The organism is Pseudomonas sp., from assembly GCF_050739775.1.
Classification (GTDB): domain Bacteria; phylum Pseudomonadota; class Gammaproteobacteria; order Pseudomonadales; family Pseudomonadaceae; genus Aquipseudomonas.
In genome coordinates, this window is the sequence record NZ_JBOICA010000010.1 from 11,930 (window position 1) to 28,075 (window position 16,146).

Genomic DNA, 16,146 nt, shown 5'->3' on the forward strand with positions numbered 1-16,146 from the left:
AAAGCCCCGCCAAAGTGGCGGGGTTGAGGTACGAGCGTGGCAGCTCGAAAAGGGAGCCTGTCTCCCCCGGCAGAGGGAGACAGGAAACAGCATTACAGCAGCATGGTGCGGATGTCGGTCAGCAGGTCGCCCAGGCGCTTGGTGAAGCGCGCGGCAGCTGCACCGTTGATCACGCGGTGATCGTAGGACAGCGACAGTGGCAGCATCAGCTTCGGCTGGAAGGCTTTGCCGTCCCAGACTGGCTGGATGGTAGCCTTGGAAACACCCAGGATCGCCACTTCCGGCGCGTTGACGATCGGCGTGAAGCCGGTGCCGCCGATGTGACCGAGGCTGGAGATGGTGAAGCAGGCACCTTGCATGTCATCAGCCGACAGCTTCTTGGTCCGGGCTTTTTCAGCCAGGGCCGCCGCTTCGCCAGCCAGTTGTAGCAGGCTCTTCTGGTCGACGTTCTTGATCACCGGGACCAGCAGGCCATCCGGGGTGTCTACAGCGAAACCGACGTTGACGTACTTCTTGCGGATGATCGCTTTGCCGCTAGGCGCCAGCGAGCTGTTGAAGTCCGGCAGTTCCTTGAGCAGGTGGGCACAGGCCTTGAGCAGCAGCGGCAGTACCGTCAGCTTGACCCCGGCCTTCTCTGCAACGGCTTTCTGCGCAACGCGGAAGGCTTCCAGCTCGGTGATGTCGGCCGAGTCGAATTGGGTAACGTGAGGCACGTTCAGCCAGCTGCGATGCAGGTTGGTGGCACCCATCTGCATCAGGCGGGTCATCGGTACTTCTTCGATTTCGCCGAAACGGCTGAAGTCGACTTCCGGGATCGGCGGGATGCCTGCACCACCGGTTGCACCGGCAGCTGGAGCTTCCTTGGCCTTTTGCATCATGGCCTTGACGTAAACCTGCACGTCTTCCTTGAGGATGCGACCGTGCGGGCCAGTGGCCGATACGGCGTTCAGCTCGACACCAAACTCACGCGCCAGCTGACGCACGGCGGGACCTGCGTGAACTTTGGCACCGTTGGCAGCAGCAGGGGCGGCAGCCGGAGCGGCCGCCGGTACAGGAGCAGCAGCCGGTGCAGCTTCAGCCTTGGCTGGCGCAGGCGCGGCAGCGGCAGGTGCTGGAGCGGCAGCCGGGGCGGCGCCGGCAACTTTCAACTTGATGATCAGGTCGCCGGTACCGACTTCGTCGTCCAGCTTGGCAATCACCGCTTCGACCACGCCAGCGGCTGGAGACGGGATCTCCATCGAGGCTTTGTCCGATTCCAGGGTGATCAGCGACTGGTCGGCCTCGACGGTGTCGCCGACCTTGACCAGTACTTCGATGATCTTGGCCTTGCCCGAGGAGCCGATGTCTGGGATGTGGATGTCCTGAACAGCGGCAGCAGCCGGTGCAGCAGCTGGAGCAGGAGCCGCCTGTGCAGCCGGAGCGGCAGCAGAGGCAGCCGCGGCCGGGGCAGCAGTCGGCGCTTCAGACGCAGCAGTTGCGCCCTCGACTTCCAGTTCCATCAGCTCGTCGCCTTCTTTCAGGCGATCGCCCAGCTTGACCTTCAGCGACTTGATCACACCGGCCTTGGGGGCCGGGATCTCCATGGAGGCCTTATCGGACTCCAGGGTCAGCAGGCTCTGGTCGGCCTCGATGCGGTCGCCGACTTTGACGAACAGCTCAATGATTTCACCTTCACCGCTGCCGATGTCAGGTACGCGAATGAGTTCGCTCACTTAAAAATACTCCTCAGCAGTCCAGTGGGTTGCGTTTGTCCGGGTCGATACCGAACCTGGCGATGGCATCGGCCACAACCTTAGGTTCGATATCGCCACGGTCAGCCAAGGCTTCCAGTGCAGCCAGCACGACGAAGTGACGGTCGACTTCGAAGAAGTGACGCAACTTCTTGCGGCTGTCGCTGCGACCGAAACCATCGGTACCCAGGACTTTGAACTCTTTGCTCGGCACCCACTGGCGAATCTGCTCGGCGAACAGCTTCATGTAGTCGGTGGAGGCGATGACCGGGCCCTTACGGCCAGCCAGGCACTCTTCGACGTAGGTGATCTGTGGCTTCTGACCCGGCTTGAGACGGTTGCTGCGCTCTACGGCCAGGCCGTCGCGACGCAGTTCGTTGAAGCTGGTGACGCTCCAGACGTCGGCACCGACGTTGAACTCTTCACGCAGGATCTTCGCCGCTTCACGCACTTCGCGCAGGATGGTGCCGGAGCCCATCAGCTGTACGTGGTGTGCCGCTTCGCGGGTGTCTTCCTCGAGCAGGTACATGCCCTTGATGATGCCTTCCTCGGCGCCGGCAGGGATCGCCGGCTGGGTATAGGCTTCGTTCATCACGGTGATGTAGTAGAAGACGTCCTGTTGCTCTTCGGTCATCTTCTTCATGCCGTCCTGAATGATCACCGCCAGCTCGTAGCCGTAGGTAGGATCATAGGTGCGGCAGTTCGGGATGGTCGCGGCCAGCATGTGGCTATGACCGTCTTCGTGCTGCAGGCCTTCACCGTTGAGGGTGGTACGCCCGGCGGTGCCGCCGATCAGGAAGCCACGGGTACGGCTGTCGCCAGCGGCCCAGGCCAGGTCACCGATACGCTGGAAGCCGAACATCGAGTAGAAGATGTAGAACGGCAGCATCGGCTGGTTGTGGTTCGAGTACGAAGTACCGGCAGCGATGAAGGAGGACATGGCGCCCGCTTCGTTGATGCCTTCTTCGAGGATCTGACCTTTCTTGTCTTCGCGGTAGAACATTACCTGGTCTTTATCGACGGGCTCGTAGAGCTGGCCGACGGACGAGTAGATGCCCAGTTGGCGGAACATGCCTTCCATACCGAAGGTACGGGCTTCGTCCGGGATGATCGGAACGATGCGCTGGCCGATTTCCTTGTCCTTGACCAGCTGCGCGAGGATCCGCACGAAGGCCATGGTGGTGGAGATTTCGCGGTCGCCCGAGCCGTCGAGGATTGCCTTGAGGGTTTCCAGTGGCGGAGTCGGGATGCTGAGGCTCTTGGCGCGGCGCTGAGGCACGAAACCGCCCAGGGCAGTACGGCGCTCGGCCAGGTAACGGGCTTCGGCGCTGCCTTCTTCCGGTCTGAAGAACGGCAGGTTTTCCAGCTCGTCGTCCTTGACCGGGATGTCGAAACGGTCACGGAATTGACGCAGGCTGTCGACGTCGACCTTCTTGGTGTTGTGCGCGGTGTTCTTGGCTTCGCCAGCACCGGTGCCGTAACCCTTGATGGTCTTGGCCAGGATGACGGTAGGCTGGTCTTTGTGGTTGACCGCCTGGTGGTAGGCTGCATAGACCTTGTACGGGTCGTGGCCACCACGGTTGAGCTTCCAGATCTCGTCGTCGGACAGGTCTTCGACCATGGCCTTGAGTTCCGGGGTGTTGAAGAAGTGCTCACGGACGAACGCGCCGTCCTTGGCCTTGTAGTTCTGGTACTCGCCGTCGATGACTTCGTCCATGCGACGCTGCAGGATACCGTCGACGTCTTTGGCCAGCAGTGGGTCCCAGAAACGGCCCCAGACCACTTTGTTGACGTTCCAGCCACCGCCACGGAACACGCCTTCGAGTTCCTGGATGATCTTGCCGTTGCCGCGAACCGGGCCGTCGAGGCGCTGCAGGTTGCAGTTGATGACGAAGATCAGGTTGTCCAGCTTTTCGCGGCCAGCCAGGGAGATTGCACCCAGGGATTCCGGCTCGTCGCACTCGCCGTCGCCCATGAAGCACCAGATCTTTTGCTTGCCGGCAGGGATGTAGCCACGGCTTTCCATGTACTTCATGAAACGCGCCTGGTAAATCGCCTGGATCGGACCCAGACCCATGGAAACGGTCGGGAACTGCCAGAAGTCAGGCATCAGCCATGGGTGCGGGTAGGACGACAGGCCTTTGCCATCGACTTCCTGACGGAAGTTGTTCATCTGGTCTTCGCTGATCCGGCCTTCCATGAATGCCCGGGCGTAGACGCCTGGCGAAGCATGGCCCTGGAAGTAGATCAGGTCGCCGCCGTGCTCGTCGGTCGGGGCCTGGAAGAAGTAGTTGAAGCCGATGTCATACAGGGTGGCGCTGGAGGCGAAGCTCGAAATGTGGCCGCCCAGGTCCGAGTCTTTCAGGTTGGTGCGCATCACCATGGCCAGCGCGTTCCAACGGACCAACGAGCGAATGCGGCGTTCCATGAACAGGTCGCCAGGCATGCGTGCTTCGTGGGTGACAGGGATGGTGTTGCGGTATGGCGTGGTGATGGCATATGGCAGCTGCGAGCCACTACGGGTGGCCAGCTCGCCCATACGGGTCATCAGATAGTGAGCGCGGTCTTCGCCTTCTTTGTCGAGAACCGACTCCAGGGCGTCCAGCCATTCCTGGGTTTCGACGGGATCGAGGTCTTGCATGGCTTGCTCCAGGGCGGAAAGGCTTCCAGAATCGGTTGCCTGAGTTTGCGACTGGCCTTTTGGGCAGACGACATGAAATTCTTGGATTACCGGAGAGTGTACCGGCGTTGTGTAGTTTTACTACAAATGAATCACCATTTCATGCTTTTGCAGTGAAGAAGCAGTAGTAAAACTACAGAAAAATGGCTCGTGGCCGCTGTTCGGGTTGTGGGAAAAATCGATACCGGTGGTTAAAAACAAGTTAAGAAAAGGTTTGCCGCGATGGTTTCTGCCAGAGAGTCAGGTTTTTCAGCTATTTCTAACTTTTGTATGACAGTCCAACCGTGGTCAGGGTTACCTCGTCCGCTCGCTGCCAATCTTTTCTCGCCGATCAAGGATAGACCATGAGCCTGCCTTTGCTGGCCGATCTGCCAGCCACCCTTGCGCCGTTGATCAGTCGCAACGAGCAATCGTTGCGTGCCGCGGTTGCCCAAACGCTTTCTTTATCTCTGGATAACTGGACTGCCGAACGTTGGGCGCAGTTCGCCCGGGTAACGGCGGCCAGCGATTATGTTCTCGAACAGGTGCTGCGTGACCCCGCCATGCTGCTCGATCTGGTCGCCAGCGGCGAACTTGACCGCAGCTTCGCGCCGGGAGCGCTGTGCGCACAGATCGCTGCTACCACCCAGGCTGCCGAGAGCGAAGACGAGCTGGCGCGCAACCTGCGTCGCCAGCGTAGCCGGCAGCAGGTGCGGATCATCTGGCGTGACCTGAACCGCCAGGCCGACCTGGTGCAGACCTGCCGTGACCTGTCGGACCTGGCTGACGCTTGCATCGATCAGGCGTACCAATGGCTCTACCCACGTCACTGCCAGCAGTTCGGCACTCCCGTGGGGCGGCGCAGTGGCCTGCCACAGCATATGGTGGTGTTGGGCATGGGCAAGCTTGGCGCGGTCGAGCTGAACCTGTCATCGGACATCGACCTGATCTTCGCCTTCCCTGAGGGCGGCGAGACCGAAGGGGTCAAGCGCTCGCTGGATAACCAGGAGTTCTTCACCCGCCTGGGCCAGCGCCTGATCAAGGCCCTGGATCCGATCACCGTCGACGGCTTCGTGTTCCGCGTCGACATGCGCCTGCGCCCCTACGGTTCGGCCGGCGCGCTGGTGCTCAGCTTCAATGCACTGGAGCAGTATTACCAGGATCAGGGCCGCGACTGGGAGCGCTACGCGATGATCAAGGCACGGGTGGTAGCCGGTGATCAGCTAGCTGGGGCGCAGTTGCTGGACATGCTACGACCCTTCGTCTATCGGCGTTACCTGGACTTTTCCGCCATCGAAGCGCTGCGCACCATGAAACAGCTGATCCAGCAGGAAGTGCGGCGCAAGGGCATGGCCGACAACATCAAGTTGGGTGCCGGCGGCATTCGCGAGGTCGAGTTCATTGCCCAGGCTTTTCAACTGATCCATGGCGGGCGCGACTTGAGCCTGCAGCAGCGACCTTTGCTCAAGGTCCTTGCGACCCTTGAGGGCCAAGGCTACCTGCCGCCTGCGGTGATTGCCGAGCTGCGCGAGGGCTATGAATTCCTGCGTTACACCGAGCATGCGATCCAGGCGATTGCCGACCGCCAGACCCAGATGCTGCCGGATGATGAAGTGGACCGCGCACGCATCGCTTTTATGCTCGGGTTCAGTGACTGGGCGAGCTTCCATGCCCAACTGATGCACTGGCGCGGGCGGATCGACTGGCACTTTCGTCAGGTCATCGCCGATCCAGGCGAAGATGAAAGCGAAGAAGGCGAAGTCATTGTCGGCGGTGAATGGCTGCCATTGTGGGAAGAAGCCCAGGATGAAGAGGCCGCTTGCCGTCAGTTGCAGGACGCCGGTTTTGCCGATCCGGGCAAGGCGCTCAAACAGCTCGCCGGGCTGCGTGTCAGTCCGCAACTGCGGGCCATGCAGCGTCTGGGGCGCGAGCGCCTGGACGCCTTCATTCCACGCTTGCTGGCCCAGGCCGTGGAGCATGCCGACCCGGACCTGGTGCTGGAGCGGGTGTTGCCGCTGGTCGAGGCGGTGGCCCGGCGTTCGGCCTATCTGGTGCTGCTGACCGAGAACCCGGGGGCGCTGCGTCGTTTGCTGACCTTGTGCGCCGCCAGTCCGTGGATCGCCGAACAGATCACTCGCTTCCCGCTGCTGCTCGATGAGCTGCTTAACGAAGGGCGTTTGTTCAGCCCGCCGTTGGCACCGGAGCTGGCGGCCGAGTTGCGCGAGCGTCTGACGCGGATTCCCGAGGACGACCTTGAGCAACAAATGGAGGCCCTGCGTCACTTCAAGCTGGCCCACAGCCTGCGGGTCGCCGCCTCGGAAATCGCCGGCAATCTGCCGCTGATGAAGGTCAGCGATTACCTGACCTGGCTGGCCGAAGCCATCCTCAACCAGGTGCTGGCTCTGGCCTGGCGCCAGACCGTGGCGCGTCATGGTCAACCCAAGCGCAGCGACGGCAGCCTTTGTGACCCGGGCTTCATCATTATCGGCTATGGCAAAGTCGGTGGCATCGAGCTTGGCCATGGCTCGGACCTTGACCTGGTGTTCATCCATGACGGCGATCCCCAGGCCGAAACCGATGGTGCCAAACCCATCGACAGTGCCCAGTTCTTCACCCGCCTGGGCCAACGGATCATTCACCTGCTGACCACCCAGACCAACTCCGGGCAGCTCTATGACGTGGATATGCGCCTGCGTCCTTCTGGCGCTTCGGGCCTGCTGGTCAGCTCGCTGGGCGCCTTCGAGCGATATCAGCAGAACGAGGCCTGGACCTGGGAGCATCAGGCGCTGGTGCGGGCACGGGTGCTGGTGGGTTGTCCACAGGTGGGCACGGCGTTCGAAGCGGTGCGTGCACGGATTCTCGGCCAGGCCCGCGACCTGCCCAAGCTGCAGGCCGAAGTCAGCGAGATGCGCGCCAAGATGCGCGACAACCTGGGGACCAAGGTCAGCGCTGCCGGTACCGGCGCCAATGCCTTCGACGCTGGCGTGCCCTTCGATATCAAGCAGGATGCCGGTGGTATCGTCGATATCGAATTTATGGTGCAATACGCCGCTTTGGCCTGGTCTCACGATCATCCGGCGCTGCTGCGCTACACCGATAACATCCGCATCCTTGAGGGACTGGAAGAGGTCGGGTTGATGCCGGCAAGCGATGCTGTACTGCTGCGCGAGGTGTACAAGGCATTTCGCTCGGCGGCGCACCGCCAGGCCCTGCAGAAGCAGGCCGGGGTGATCGATGCTTCACAGTTTGTGCAGGAGCGTCGTGAAGTGCGGCGGATCTGGGCCGAGCTGGGCCTGACATGAGCGGTTGAACCAGGCGAATCAGGCGGCAGGAAGCCTGCCAGGACCACACTACAGCCCGAGTGGCGTACACTGGTCGATATATAGCCTGAATATAAAGAAGGGAGGCCAGGCTGTTCGCGGACAGGCTGCAGCCTCCCTGATCGTTTCTGGATAAAGCATGAAAATTTTGATCATTGGCCCCAGCTGGGTGGGCGACATGGTAATGGCGCAAACCCTGTTCCATTGCCTGAAGCAGCAACATCCGGCGTGTGTGATCGACGTGCTGGCCCCCGAGTGGAGCCGGCCGATCCTCGAACGCATGCCTGAAGTTCGCCAGGCCTTGAGCTTTCCGCTCGGCCATGGCGCGCTGGAACTGGCGACCCGGCGGCGCATCGGCAAGTCCTTGGCCGGTCAGTATGACCAGGCGATCTTGCTGCCCAACTCGCTGAAGTCGGCGTTGGTGCCGTTCTTTGCCGGTATTCCCAAGCGTACCGGCTGGCGCGGCGAGCTGCGTTTCGGTCTGCTCAACGATGTGCGCAAGCTGGACAAGGCGCGTTACCCGCTGATGATCGAGCGCTTCATGGCCCTGGCCTACCCGGCTGGCGCCGAGCTGCCCAAACCGTACCCGCGCCCGAGCCTGCAGATCGAAGCCGCCAGCCGCGCTGCCGCCCTGGCCAAGTTCGGCCTGAGCCTGGACCGCCCGGTGCTGGCGCTGTGTCCGGGCGCCGAGTTCGGCGAAGCCAAGCGCTGGCCGTCGGAGCATTACGCCAAAGTTGCCGAAACCAAGATCCGTGAGGGCTGGCAGGTCTGGCTGTTCGGCTCGAAGAACGACCATGCGGTGGGCGAGTCGATTCGCGACCGGCTGATTCCCGGCCTGCGTGAGGAAGCCAGCAATCTCAGTGGCGAAACCTCGTTGGCCGAGGCCATCGACCTGCTGTCGTGCAGCGATGCCGTGGTGTCCAACGATTCCGGCCTGATGCATGTGGCCGCCGCCCTGAATAGGCCGCTGGTGGCTGTCTATGGCTCGACCTCGCCGGGTTTCACCCCGCCGCTGGCCGATCAGGTCGAAGTGGTGCGCCTGGGCCTGGAGTGCAGTCCCTGTTTCGACCGTACCTGCCGTTTCGGCCATTACAACTGCTTGCGTCAGCTCGAACCTGAGGCGGTGGTGGCTGCGTTGCAGCGCCTCAATGGTCCGAAGCTGATCGATGTCCTGGCCGAGGTCGACTAAGTGCGGGTATTGCTGATCAAGACCTCTTCCCTGGGGGATGTGATTCATGCGCTGCCGGCGCTGACCGATGCGGCCCGGGCGATTCCCGGCATCCGCTTCGATTGGGTGGTTGAAGAAGGTTTTGCCGAGATCCCCAGCTGGCACCCGGCGGTGGACAAGGTGATCCCGGTGGCGATCCGCCGCTGGCGCAAGAACCTTTGGCAGACCTTCAAGAATGGCGAATGGCGCCAGTTCAAGCAGCGTTTACGCGAGACCAAGTACGACCTGGTGATTGACGCCCAGGGCCTGGTCAAGTCCGCGTGGCTGACCCGCTACGTCAAGGCTCCGGTGGCCGGGCTCGACCGCTATTCCGCGCGTGAAGGGCTGTCCAGCCGCTTCTATGACCGACGCTTCTCGGTGCAGCGTGGGCAGCACGCTGTGGAGCGGGTGCGCCAGCTGTTCGGTTTGGCCTTGGGCTACGACCTGCCCGCCGGTCTTGGCGACTACGGCCTGGACCTCAATCGCCTGCAGTTGCCACCGGCAGCACCGTTCGTGGTGTTCCTGCATGGCACCACCTGGGCCACCAAGCACTGGCCCGAGGCCTACTGGCGTCAATTGGCCGAGCGCCTGGGGCAACAAGGCCTTGAGGTGCGCCTGCCGTGGGGCAACCCGACCGAGCAGGCTCGCGCCGAGCGAATCGCCAAGGGCTTGAACAACTGTCAGGTACTGCCCAAGTTGAACCTGGCGGGCGTAGCGCGTGTACTGGCGGCTGCCAAGGCTTGCGTGGCGGTGGATACTGGCCTCGGCCATCTGGCGGCGGCACTGGATGTGCCGACCCTGTCGCTGTTCGGTCCGACCAACCCGGGGCTGACCGGTGCCTATGGCAAGTCTCAGGTACACCTGGCCAGCGACCTTGCCTGCGCACCCTGCCTGCAGAAGAAATGCACGTACAAACCGAGTGCTGACGATCAGCGCCGGTTCGATCTCAAACGCGAGTGGCCGTTGTGCTTCACTCGCCTGAATCCCGAGCGTGTGGCGAGCCAATTGCGCGCGTTGCTGCTGGCTGAGGATGTTCGTTGATGCAACTGGCTTTTGTGCTGTACAAATATTTCCCCTTCGGTGGCCTGCAGCGCGACTTCATGCGTATTGCCCTGGAGTGCCAGCGCCGTGGCCACCGGATCCGCGTCTACACGCTGATCTGGGAGGGCGATGTGCCTGAAGGTTTCGAAGTGTTGGTCGCCCCCGTCAAGGCGCTGTTCAACCATCGGCGCAACGAGAAACTCAGCGCCTGGATGGAGGCAGACCTTGCCAAGCGTCCGGTTGACCGTCTGATCGGCTTCAACAAGATGCCGGGGCTTGATGTCTACTACGCCGCCGACGGCTGTTTTGAAGACAAGGCGCAGAACTTGCGTAACTCGCTGTACCGGCGTTGGGGCCGCTACCGGCACTTTGCCGAGTACGAGCGGGCGGTGTTTGCCAAGGACGCCAAGACCGAGGTGCTGATGATCTCGGAAATCCAGCAGCCGTTGTTTATCAAGCATTACGACACACCGCTGGAGCGTTTCCATTTGCTGCCACCGGGCATTTCCCAGGACCGTCGGGCACCAGCCAATGCCGCCGAGATCCGCGCCGAGTTTCGCCGCGAGTTCGATCTCAAGGATGACCAGCTGCTGATGGTGCAGATCGGCTCCGGGTTCAAGACCAAGGGCGTCGACCGCAGCCTCAAGGCCCTGGCGTCCCTGCCGTCGGCGCTACGCAAGCGCACCCGCCTGATGGTTATTGGCCAGGATGACCCCAAGGTGTTCCAGCTGCAAAGCGCGACCCTCGGTTTGACCGATCAGGTGCAGTTCCTCAAGGGGCGCAGCGATATCCCGCATTTCCTGCTCGGTGCCGACCTGTTGATTCACCCGGCCTACAACGAAAACACCGGTACGGTGTTGCTCGAAGCGCTGGTCGCCGGCCTGCCGGTGCTGGTCTCGGCGGTCTGTGGTTATGCCCATTACATTGCCGAGGCCGAGAGTGGCCTGGTGCTCGATGAGCCGTTCGAACAGGAACAGCTCAACCAGTACCTGCAGCGCATGCTTGAAGACGACGCGGCTCGTACCAGCTGGGCGCGCAACGGGCTGGCCTTCGCCGACAGCGCCGACCTCTACAGCATGCCCGAGCATGCCGCCGATGTGATCCTGGCCCCGGAGCGTAAATGAAACTGATATTGGCCGAGCCGTTCAAACGCCTGTGGGCCGGGCGCGATGCCTTCGATGCCGTGGAGGGCCTGCAAGGCCAGGTGTACCGTGAGCTGGAAGGCCGCCGTACCCTGCGCACCGAAGTCGAGGGGCGTGGCTACTTCGTCAAGATCCACCGCGGCATCGGCTGGGGCGAGATCTTCAAGAACCTGTTCAGCGCCAAACTGCCGGTGCTCGGCGCCGGTCAGGAATGGCGGGCGATCCAGCGCCTGCACGAAGTCGGGGTGCCGACCATGACCGCGGTTGCCTACGGCGAGCGTGGCAGCAACCCGGCCGAGCAGCATTCGTTCATCGTCACCGAAGAACTGGCGCCGACCATCAGCCTCGAAGACTTCAGCCTCGACTGGCTCAAGCAAGCGCCGGCGCCGCGCCTCAAGCGTGCGTTGATTGCCGAAGTGGCGCGCATGACCGGGATGATGCACCGGGCCGGGGTCAATCATCGTGACTGCTACATCTGCCACTTCCTGTTGCACACCGATCGTGAAGTGACGGCTGAAGATTTCAAGTTGTCGGTTATCGACCTGCACCGCGCACAAACCCGGGCGACCATCTCCCGGCGCTGGCGCAACAAGGACCTGGCCGCGCTGTATTTCTCAGCGTTGGACATCGGCCTGACCCGGTGCGACAAACTGCGCTTCTTGCGGGGTTACTTCCAGCAACCACTGCGTCAGGTCCTGGCTGAAGAAGCCGCGCTGCTGCGCTGGCTGGAAGGCAAGGCCCAGAAGCTCTACGAGCGTAAACAACGATACGGGGACGCGCTCTGATGGCGGGATGGACACTGGAGCCTGGTTACCAGGCACTGGCGGCGGATTTTGGCAGCATCGACGCGGTCTTCGCTTTGCAGGGCGAGCGCCTGACGCACGACCCGTTGAGCGAAGTGATCCGCGTTCAGCGTGACGGGGTCAACTATTACGTCAAACGTTACACCGGTGCCGGCAAAGGCTTGCGTCGTTATTTGGGGCGCCCGCGAATCAAGGCCGAGTGGCAGAACCTCAAGCAGTTCGCCAAGTGGGACATTCCTACCGCTGAGATAGTCGCCTGGGGCCTGGAGCGCAATGGCCTGGCCTTTGCTCGCGGGGCGATGATCACCCGCGAGCTGCCGCGCACCGAAGACCTTTCGGCACTGGCCGAGCACAAGGATGCACGCCTGGCCGATCGTGGCTGGGTTGACCACATCAGCCGGCAGTTGGCCCGGCATACCCGGGTCATGCATGATCACCACTTTACCCATAACGATCTGAAGTGGCGCAACCTGCTGGTTGATGACCAGGCCAGCCTGTTCTTGATCGATTGCCCGACGGGCGACTTCTGGTGGGGCTTCATGCTGCGCTACCGGATCACCAAGGACCTGGCATGCCTGGACAAAGTGGCCAAGTATCACCTGTCGGCCACTCAGCGTTTGCGCTTCTACCTGCAGTATCGCGGGCGCGAGCGCCTGAATGCGGCGGACAAGCGCCGTATTCGGCATGTCGTGACGTTTTTCGAGGGACGCGAATGACTGATTTCCTCGCCAGTGCCGAGACGGCACTGCTTGAGCGCCATGGCCTGAACGGTTTCGACCAGCTCTGGTCGCTGCAGCTTGATGCAGTGGATGAGCCCAATACCGGCCGCGGTGGCTGGAGCAGCGTTTATCGCCTGGAGCTGGAGGGCAAGGGCTACTACCTCAAGCGCCAGAGCGACTACCTGACCCGTACCTTGCACCGGCCATTCGGTGAACCGACCTTTGCCCGCGAGTTTCGTAATATCAGCCGCTACCAGAAGTTGGGGATTCCAGCGCTGCAGGCGGTCTACTATGGTGAACGCAAGATCGCTGGCGAGCGCCGGGCGATCCTGTTGACTCGTGCCCTGGACGACTGGAGCGACCTGGACAGCCTGCTCGGGCTATGGCCGACGCTGAACATCGGCCAGCGCCAGGGCATCCTGCGTGCTTGTGGCCTGTTGGCGCGTACCCTTCATGCGGCCGGCCAGGTGCATGGCTGTTTCTATCCCAAGCACATATTCCTGCGTGAGCGTAGCGATGGCTGGCTGGCGCAACTGATCGACTTGGAGAAGACCCGGCCGCTGCTGCTGGGCATGCGTGACCGGCTCAAGGACCTTGAGCCATTGTTGCGCCGTGCTCCAAGCTGGAGCGAAGCTGAAGTGCGTCTGCTGCTGGCCAGTTACCTGGACCAGGCCACTGACAGCACCCTGGTCGACAACTGGCTGCAGCGCCTGACGCGCCGCCGCCGTGAGAAAGAGGCTCGCTGATGCGTTTGTCCGAACTCAAGGATACCGGGCGTCACCCGGACCTGCCCCTGAACATCAGCCTGGCCGACGCCGCTGGCAGTGCCGAGCTGCAACTGCTCAGCCTGCTGCGGGTGTTGCCCGGGCAGCGCTATGTGGGCGCCGGTATCTGGCGCGGCAAGCCAGTGCTGGCAAAGTTGCTGGTGGGTAGCAGTGCTGCCCGGCATTTTCAGCGTGAACGCGAAGGTGCGCGCCTGCTGGCGGTACAAGGGCTGACCACGCCGTTGTTGCTCGCCGATGGTTTGCGCGAAGGTGAAGGCGGCTGGTTGCTGTTCGAGTTTCTCGAAGGTGCCCAAGGCCTGGCCGATGCCTGGGCAGAGGTCGAAGCCTTGCCGCCGCTGGCCGATGAACAGCAGCTGGTGCTCGGTGAAGCGTTGGCGGCAGTGGGGCATATGCACGCCAAGGGCCTGTGGCAGGAAGACCTGCACCTGGACAACCTGTTGCGTCATGGCGACCAGCTGTACCTGATCGATGGTGCCGGGATCAAGGCCGAAACCCTGGGCAAGCCCCTGTCTCGTCCCCTCGTGCTGCAGAATCTTGGCGTACTCTTCGCGCAACTGCCCAAGCGCCTGGAACCGTTCATCGAAGAGCTGCTGGTGCATTATCTGCTGGCCAATGCCGAGCATGCCCTGCCACTGGAAACGTTGCAGAAGCAGATCGACAAGGTGCGCAGCTGGCGCCTGAAGGATTACCTGGAGAAGGCCGGGCGCGAGTGCACGCTATTCAGCGTCGAACGTGGCCCCTCCGGCTTGCGTTCGATTCGCCGCAACGAACTGGCGGCCATGCTGCCAGTATTGGAACAGGCCGACAGGCTGATCGACCAGGGCCACCTGTACAAGACCGGTGGCGCTGCCAGTGTCGCGCGGATCGAAGTGAATGGGCGGCCATTGGTACTCAAACGCTACAACATCAAGAACACGGCGCACTGGTTCAAGCGCTTCTGGCGCCCGAGCCGGGCCTGGCATTCGTGGATCGAAGGGCATCGCCTGGAGTTTCTCGGCATCGCCACGCCACGGCCACTGGCGGTGCAGGAACTGCGGTTCATGGGGCTGCGCAGCCGCGCCTATCTGCTGACCGAGTACGCCGACGGACCGGACCTGATCGAGTGCTTCACGCCCTATGTCGATAGCGGCGAGGTGCCTGAGGCGCAGCTTCAGGCCTTGCAGGCGCTGTTGAGACAACTGATCCACGAGCGCATAAGCCACGGCGACATGAAGGGGCACAATCTGTTCTGGCAGGACGGTCAGTGGTCGCTGATCGATCTTGACGCCATGTGCCAGCATGCTACCCAACTCAGTTTCGCCCCAGCCTACGCCCGCGACCGGGCGCGGTTGTTGCGCAATTGGCCGAGCGCCAGCGCGTTGCACAAGCGGCTGGATGATTGCTTGCCGAAGTTGGCTGATTAGTCGTCATCGCGGGGCTGGCCAAAAGCCCCGCAGGCTGTACCACGCCGGCAGGCCCAGGCCTGCCCAGGCCAGCGCATCCCACCAACCATCCCCCAGCAATGCTGCAAACAGGCCCGTTGCGCCGAGTAGGGCGATCAATGCAGGCATGCCGAACACCGCCCACAAGCTTGATGTCTTGCGCTTCATCCTGCCACCTGCGCCTGGGCGGCTGGTAGCGTGGCCGTGGCCCGGCGGCGCACGACCCACAGGTACACGCCACTGCCAAGGACGATGATCGTCAGGACGTCCAACACGGCCCAGAGAATCTGCATCGGCCGGCCACCGTAGTCACCGAAGTGCAGCGGCTGTGACAGTCCCATCGCGTCCATGTACCAGGGCCGTTCTCCGACAGCGGTCACCGCCAGTGTCGTCGCATCGATCAGTACCGGTGTCAGCAGGTGTGCAGTCAGGTGGGTGCCGCCTTTCATGAACACCGCGTAATGATGCTCACTGGAAAAGCGCGTGCCCGGGAACGCAATGAAATCCGGCACCATCCCCGGCGCGGCCTCGGCAGCGATATCCAGCACCCGGCTGACGGGCGCCAGTTCGGCCAATGCTGGGGCATCACGGTAAGGCGCCACCATTGCGCTCAGGCTGTCGTTGCGCCACGCCGCGATGACCAGGTCGGACAGGGCGCTGATCACCCCGGTCACGCCAACCACCAGGGCCCAGGTCAGGGTGACGATGCCGATCAGGTTGTGCAGGTCGAGCCAACGTAAACGCCGCGACTTTTCATGGCGCACCGTGGCGAACTTCAGGCGGCGCATGAAGGGTGCATAGAGCACCACGCCGGAAATGATTGCCACCACGAACAGCAAGCCCATGAATGCCAGCAGCAGCTTGCCGGGCAGGCCGGCAAACATGTCCACGTGCAGGTGCAGCATGGTCAGCATGAAACCGCCATTGGCCGATGGCATTTCCACCACCTCGCCGGTGCGGCCATCGAGCATGAAGGTGTGCGACGAGTTCGGCTCGGTGCCCGCAGTGGCCGCCATGATCGCGATCACGCCATTACTGTCGTCCTCGTCCCAGCCGAAGTACTGCATGACCTCGCCCGGGCGGTGGGCCTGGGCTTTGAGCACCAGCTGTTGCAGGTCGAGCTTCGGAGTGTTGGCCGGCATCTCCTTCAGTTCCGGAGCATCGCCCAGCAAGTGGTCGATCTCGTGATGAAAGATCAGTGGCAAACCGGTCACTGCCAGCATCAGCAGGAACAGGGTGCAGATCAAGCTGGTCCAGGTGTGGATGAAGGACCAGCGGCGGATGGTTTTGCTTTTCATTTCATTGCCTTCAGACAAGCC

The 16,146-nt window shown here is 62.3% G+C and carries 12 protein-coding genes; 8 read left to right on the forward strand and 4 right to left on the reverse strand.

The window, feature by feature from the left end; translation table 11 throughout:
- Nucleotides 1-92 precede the first annotated feature (92 nt).
- Together aceF and aceE are read right to left on the reverse strand one after the other, a co-directional pair.
- Nucleotides 93-1,712 (reverse strand): dihydrolipoyllysine-residue acetyltransferase, encoded by a 1,620-nt coding sequence (gene aceF / locus ACRESH_RS07345; RefSeq protein ID WP_431741352.1) that lies wholly within the window; start codon nucleotides 1,710-1,712, stop codon nucleotides 93-95.
- A gap of 13 nt (nucleotides 1,713-1,725) precedes the next feature.
- Nucleotides 1,726-4,371, reverse strand: coding sequence for a pyruvate dehydrogenase (acetyl-transferring), homodimeric type (gene aceE / locus ACRESH_RS07350; protein ID WP_431741353.1), 2,646 nt, complete (start codon nucleotides 4,369-4,371; stop codon nucleotides 1,726-1,728).
- A 383-nt stretch (nucleotides 4,372-4,754) separates the two neighbouring features.
- Between aceE and glnE the strand changes: the two genes are divergently transcribed.
- The 8 genes from glnE to ACRESH_RS07390 all read left to right on the forward strand — a co-directional run bounded on the left by glnE (nucleotide 4,755) and on the right by ACRESH_RS07390 (nucleotide 14,809).
- Entirely contained in the window at nucleotides 4,755-7,691 is a 2,937-nt protein-coding gene (gene glnE / locus ACRESH_RS07355; RefSeq protein ID WP_431741354.1) for a bifunctional [glutamate--ammonia ligase]-adenylyl-L-tyrosine phosphorylase/[glutamate--ammonia-ligase] adenylyltransferase, read from the forward strand.
- Between the two features lie 157 nt (nucleotides 7,692-7,848).
- A complete protein-coding gene (waaF, locus tag ACRESH_RS07360) occupies nucleotides 7,849-8,898 on the forward strand; it encodes a lipopolysaccharide heptosyltransferase II (RefSeq protein ID WP_431741355.1) in 1,050 nt (349 codons plus the stop codon).
- Nucleotides 8,899-9,957, forward strand: coding sequence for a lipopolysaccharide heptosyltransferase I (gene waaC / locus ACRESH_RS07365; protein WP_431741356.1), 1,059 nt, complete (start codon nucleotides 8,899-8,901; stop codon nucleotides 9,955-9,957).
- Nucleotides 9,957-11,081, forward strand: a complete 1,125-nt coding sequence (locus tag ACRESH_RS07370; RefSeq protein ID WP_431741357.1) for a glycosyltransferase family 4 protein — start codon at nucleotides 9,957-9,959, stop codon at nucleotides 11,079-11,081. Before waaC ends, ACRESH_RS07370 begins: the two co-directional genes overlap by 1 nt.
- Nucleotides 11,078-11,884 (forward strand): lipopolysaccharide core heptose(I) kinase RfaP, encoded by an 807-nt coding sequence (gene rfaP / locus ACRESH_RS07375; RefSeq protein WP_431741358.1) that lies wholly within the window; start codon nucleotides 11,078-11,080, stop codon nucleotides 11,882-11,884. Before ACRESH_RS07370 ends, rfaP begins: the two co-directional genes overlap by 4 nt.
- Nucleotides 11,884-12,618: a lipopolysaccharide kinase InaA family protein gene (locus ACRESH_RS07380; protein WP_431741359.1), complete on the forward strand. Its 735-nt coding sequence runs from the start codon at nucleotides 11,884-11,886 to the stop codon at nucleotides 12,616-12,618. The genes rfaP and ACRESH_RS07380 overlap by 1 nt, the downstream gene beginning before the upstream one ends.
- Nucleotides 12,615-13,367 (forward strand): lipopolysaccharide kinase InaA family protein, encoded by a 753-nt coding sequence (locus ACRESH_RS07385; RefSeq protein ID WP_431741360.1) that lies wholly within the window; start codon nucleotides 12,615-12,617, stop codon nucleotides 13,365-13,367. The genes ACRESH_RS07380 and ACRESH_RS07385 overlap by 4 nt, the downstream gene beginning before the upstream one ends.
- Nucleotides 13,367-14,809, forward strand: a complete 1,443-nt coding sequence (locus ACRESH_RS07390) for a lipopolysaccharide kinase InaA family protein (RefSeq protein ID WP_431741361.1) — start codon at nucleotides 13,367-13,369, stop codon at nucleotides 14,807-14,809. Before ACRESH_RS07385 ends, ACRESH_RS07390 begins: the two co-directional genes overlap by 1 nt.
- A 3-nt stretch (nucleotides 14,810-14,812) precedes the next feature.
- Here ACRESH_RS07390 and ACRESH_RS07395 read toward each other — a convergent pair whose 3' ends face one another.
- Together ACRESH_RS07395 and ACRESH_RS07400 are read right to left on the reverse strand one after the other, a co-directional pair.
- A complete protein-coding gene (locus ACRESH_RS07395; RefSeq protein ID WP_431741362.1) occupies nucleotides 14,813-14,995 on the reverse strand; it encodes a hypothetical protein in 183 nt (60 codons plus the stop codon).
- Nucleotides 14,992-16,125, reverse strand: coding sequence for a PepSY-associated TM helix domain-containing protein (locus ACRESH_RS07400; protein ID WP_431741363.1), 1,134 nt, complete (start codon nucleotides 16,123-16,125; stop codon nucleotides 14,992-14,994). Before ACRESH_RS07400 ends, ACRESH_RS07395 begins: the two co-directional genes overlap by 4 nt.
- Between the last annotated feature and the right edge of the window lie 21 nt (nucleotides 16,126-16,146).

Excerpts from the sequence above, each read along its gene's own strand:
- ACRESH_RS07385 (WP_431741360.1), top strand. The coding sequence starts at position 12,615 with ATGACTGATTTCCTCGCCAGTGCCGAGACGGCACTGCTTGAGCGCCAT.
- ACRESH_RS07395 (WP_431741362.1), bottom strand. The coding sequence starts at position 14,995 with ATGAAGCGCAAGACATCAAGCTTGTGGGCGGTGTTCGGCATGCCTGCA.
- rfaP (WP_431741358.1), top strand. The coding sequence starts at position 11,078 with ATGAAACTGATATTGGCCGAGCCGTTCAAACGCCTGTGGGCCGGGCGC.
- waaF (WP_431741355.1), top strand. The coding sequence starts at position 7,849 with ATGAAAATTTTGATCATTGGCCCCAGCTGGGTGGGCGACATGGTAATG.
- ACRESH_RS07390 (WP_431741361.1), top strand. The coding sequence starts at position 13,367 with ATGCGTTTGTCCGAACTCAAGGATACCGGGCGTCACCCGGACCTGCCC.
- ACRESH_RS07370 (WP_431741357.1), top strand. The coding sequence starts at position 9,957 with ATGCAACTGGCTTTTGTGCTGTACAAATATTTCCCCTTCGGTGGCCTG.
- ACRESH_RS07400 (WP_431741363.1), bottom strand. The coding sequence starts at position 16,125 with ATGAAAAGCAAAACCATCCGCCGCTGGTCCTTCATCCACACCTGGACC.
- ACRESH_RS07380 (WP_431741359.1), top strand. The coding sequence starts at position 11,884 with ATGGCGGGATGGACACTGGAGCCTGGTTACCAGGCACTGGCGGCGGAT.
- glnE (WP_431741354.1), top strand. The coding sequence starts at position 4,755 with ATGAGCCTGCCTTTGCTGGCCGATCTGCCAGCCACCCTTGCGCCGTTG.
- aceE (WP_431741353.1), bottom strand. The coding sequence starts at position 4,371 with ATGCAAGACCTCGATCCCGTCGAAACCCAGGAATGGCTGGACGCCCTG.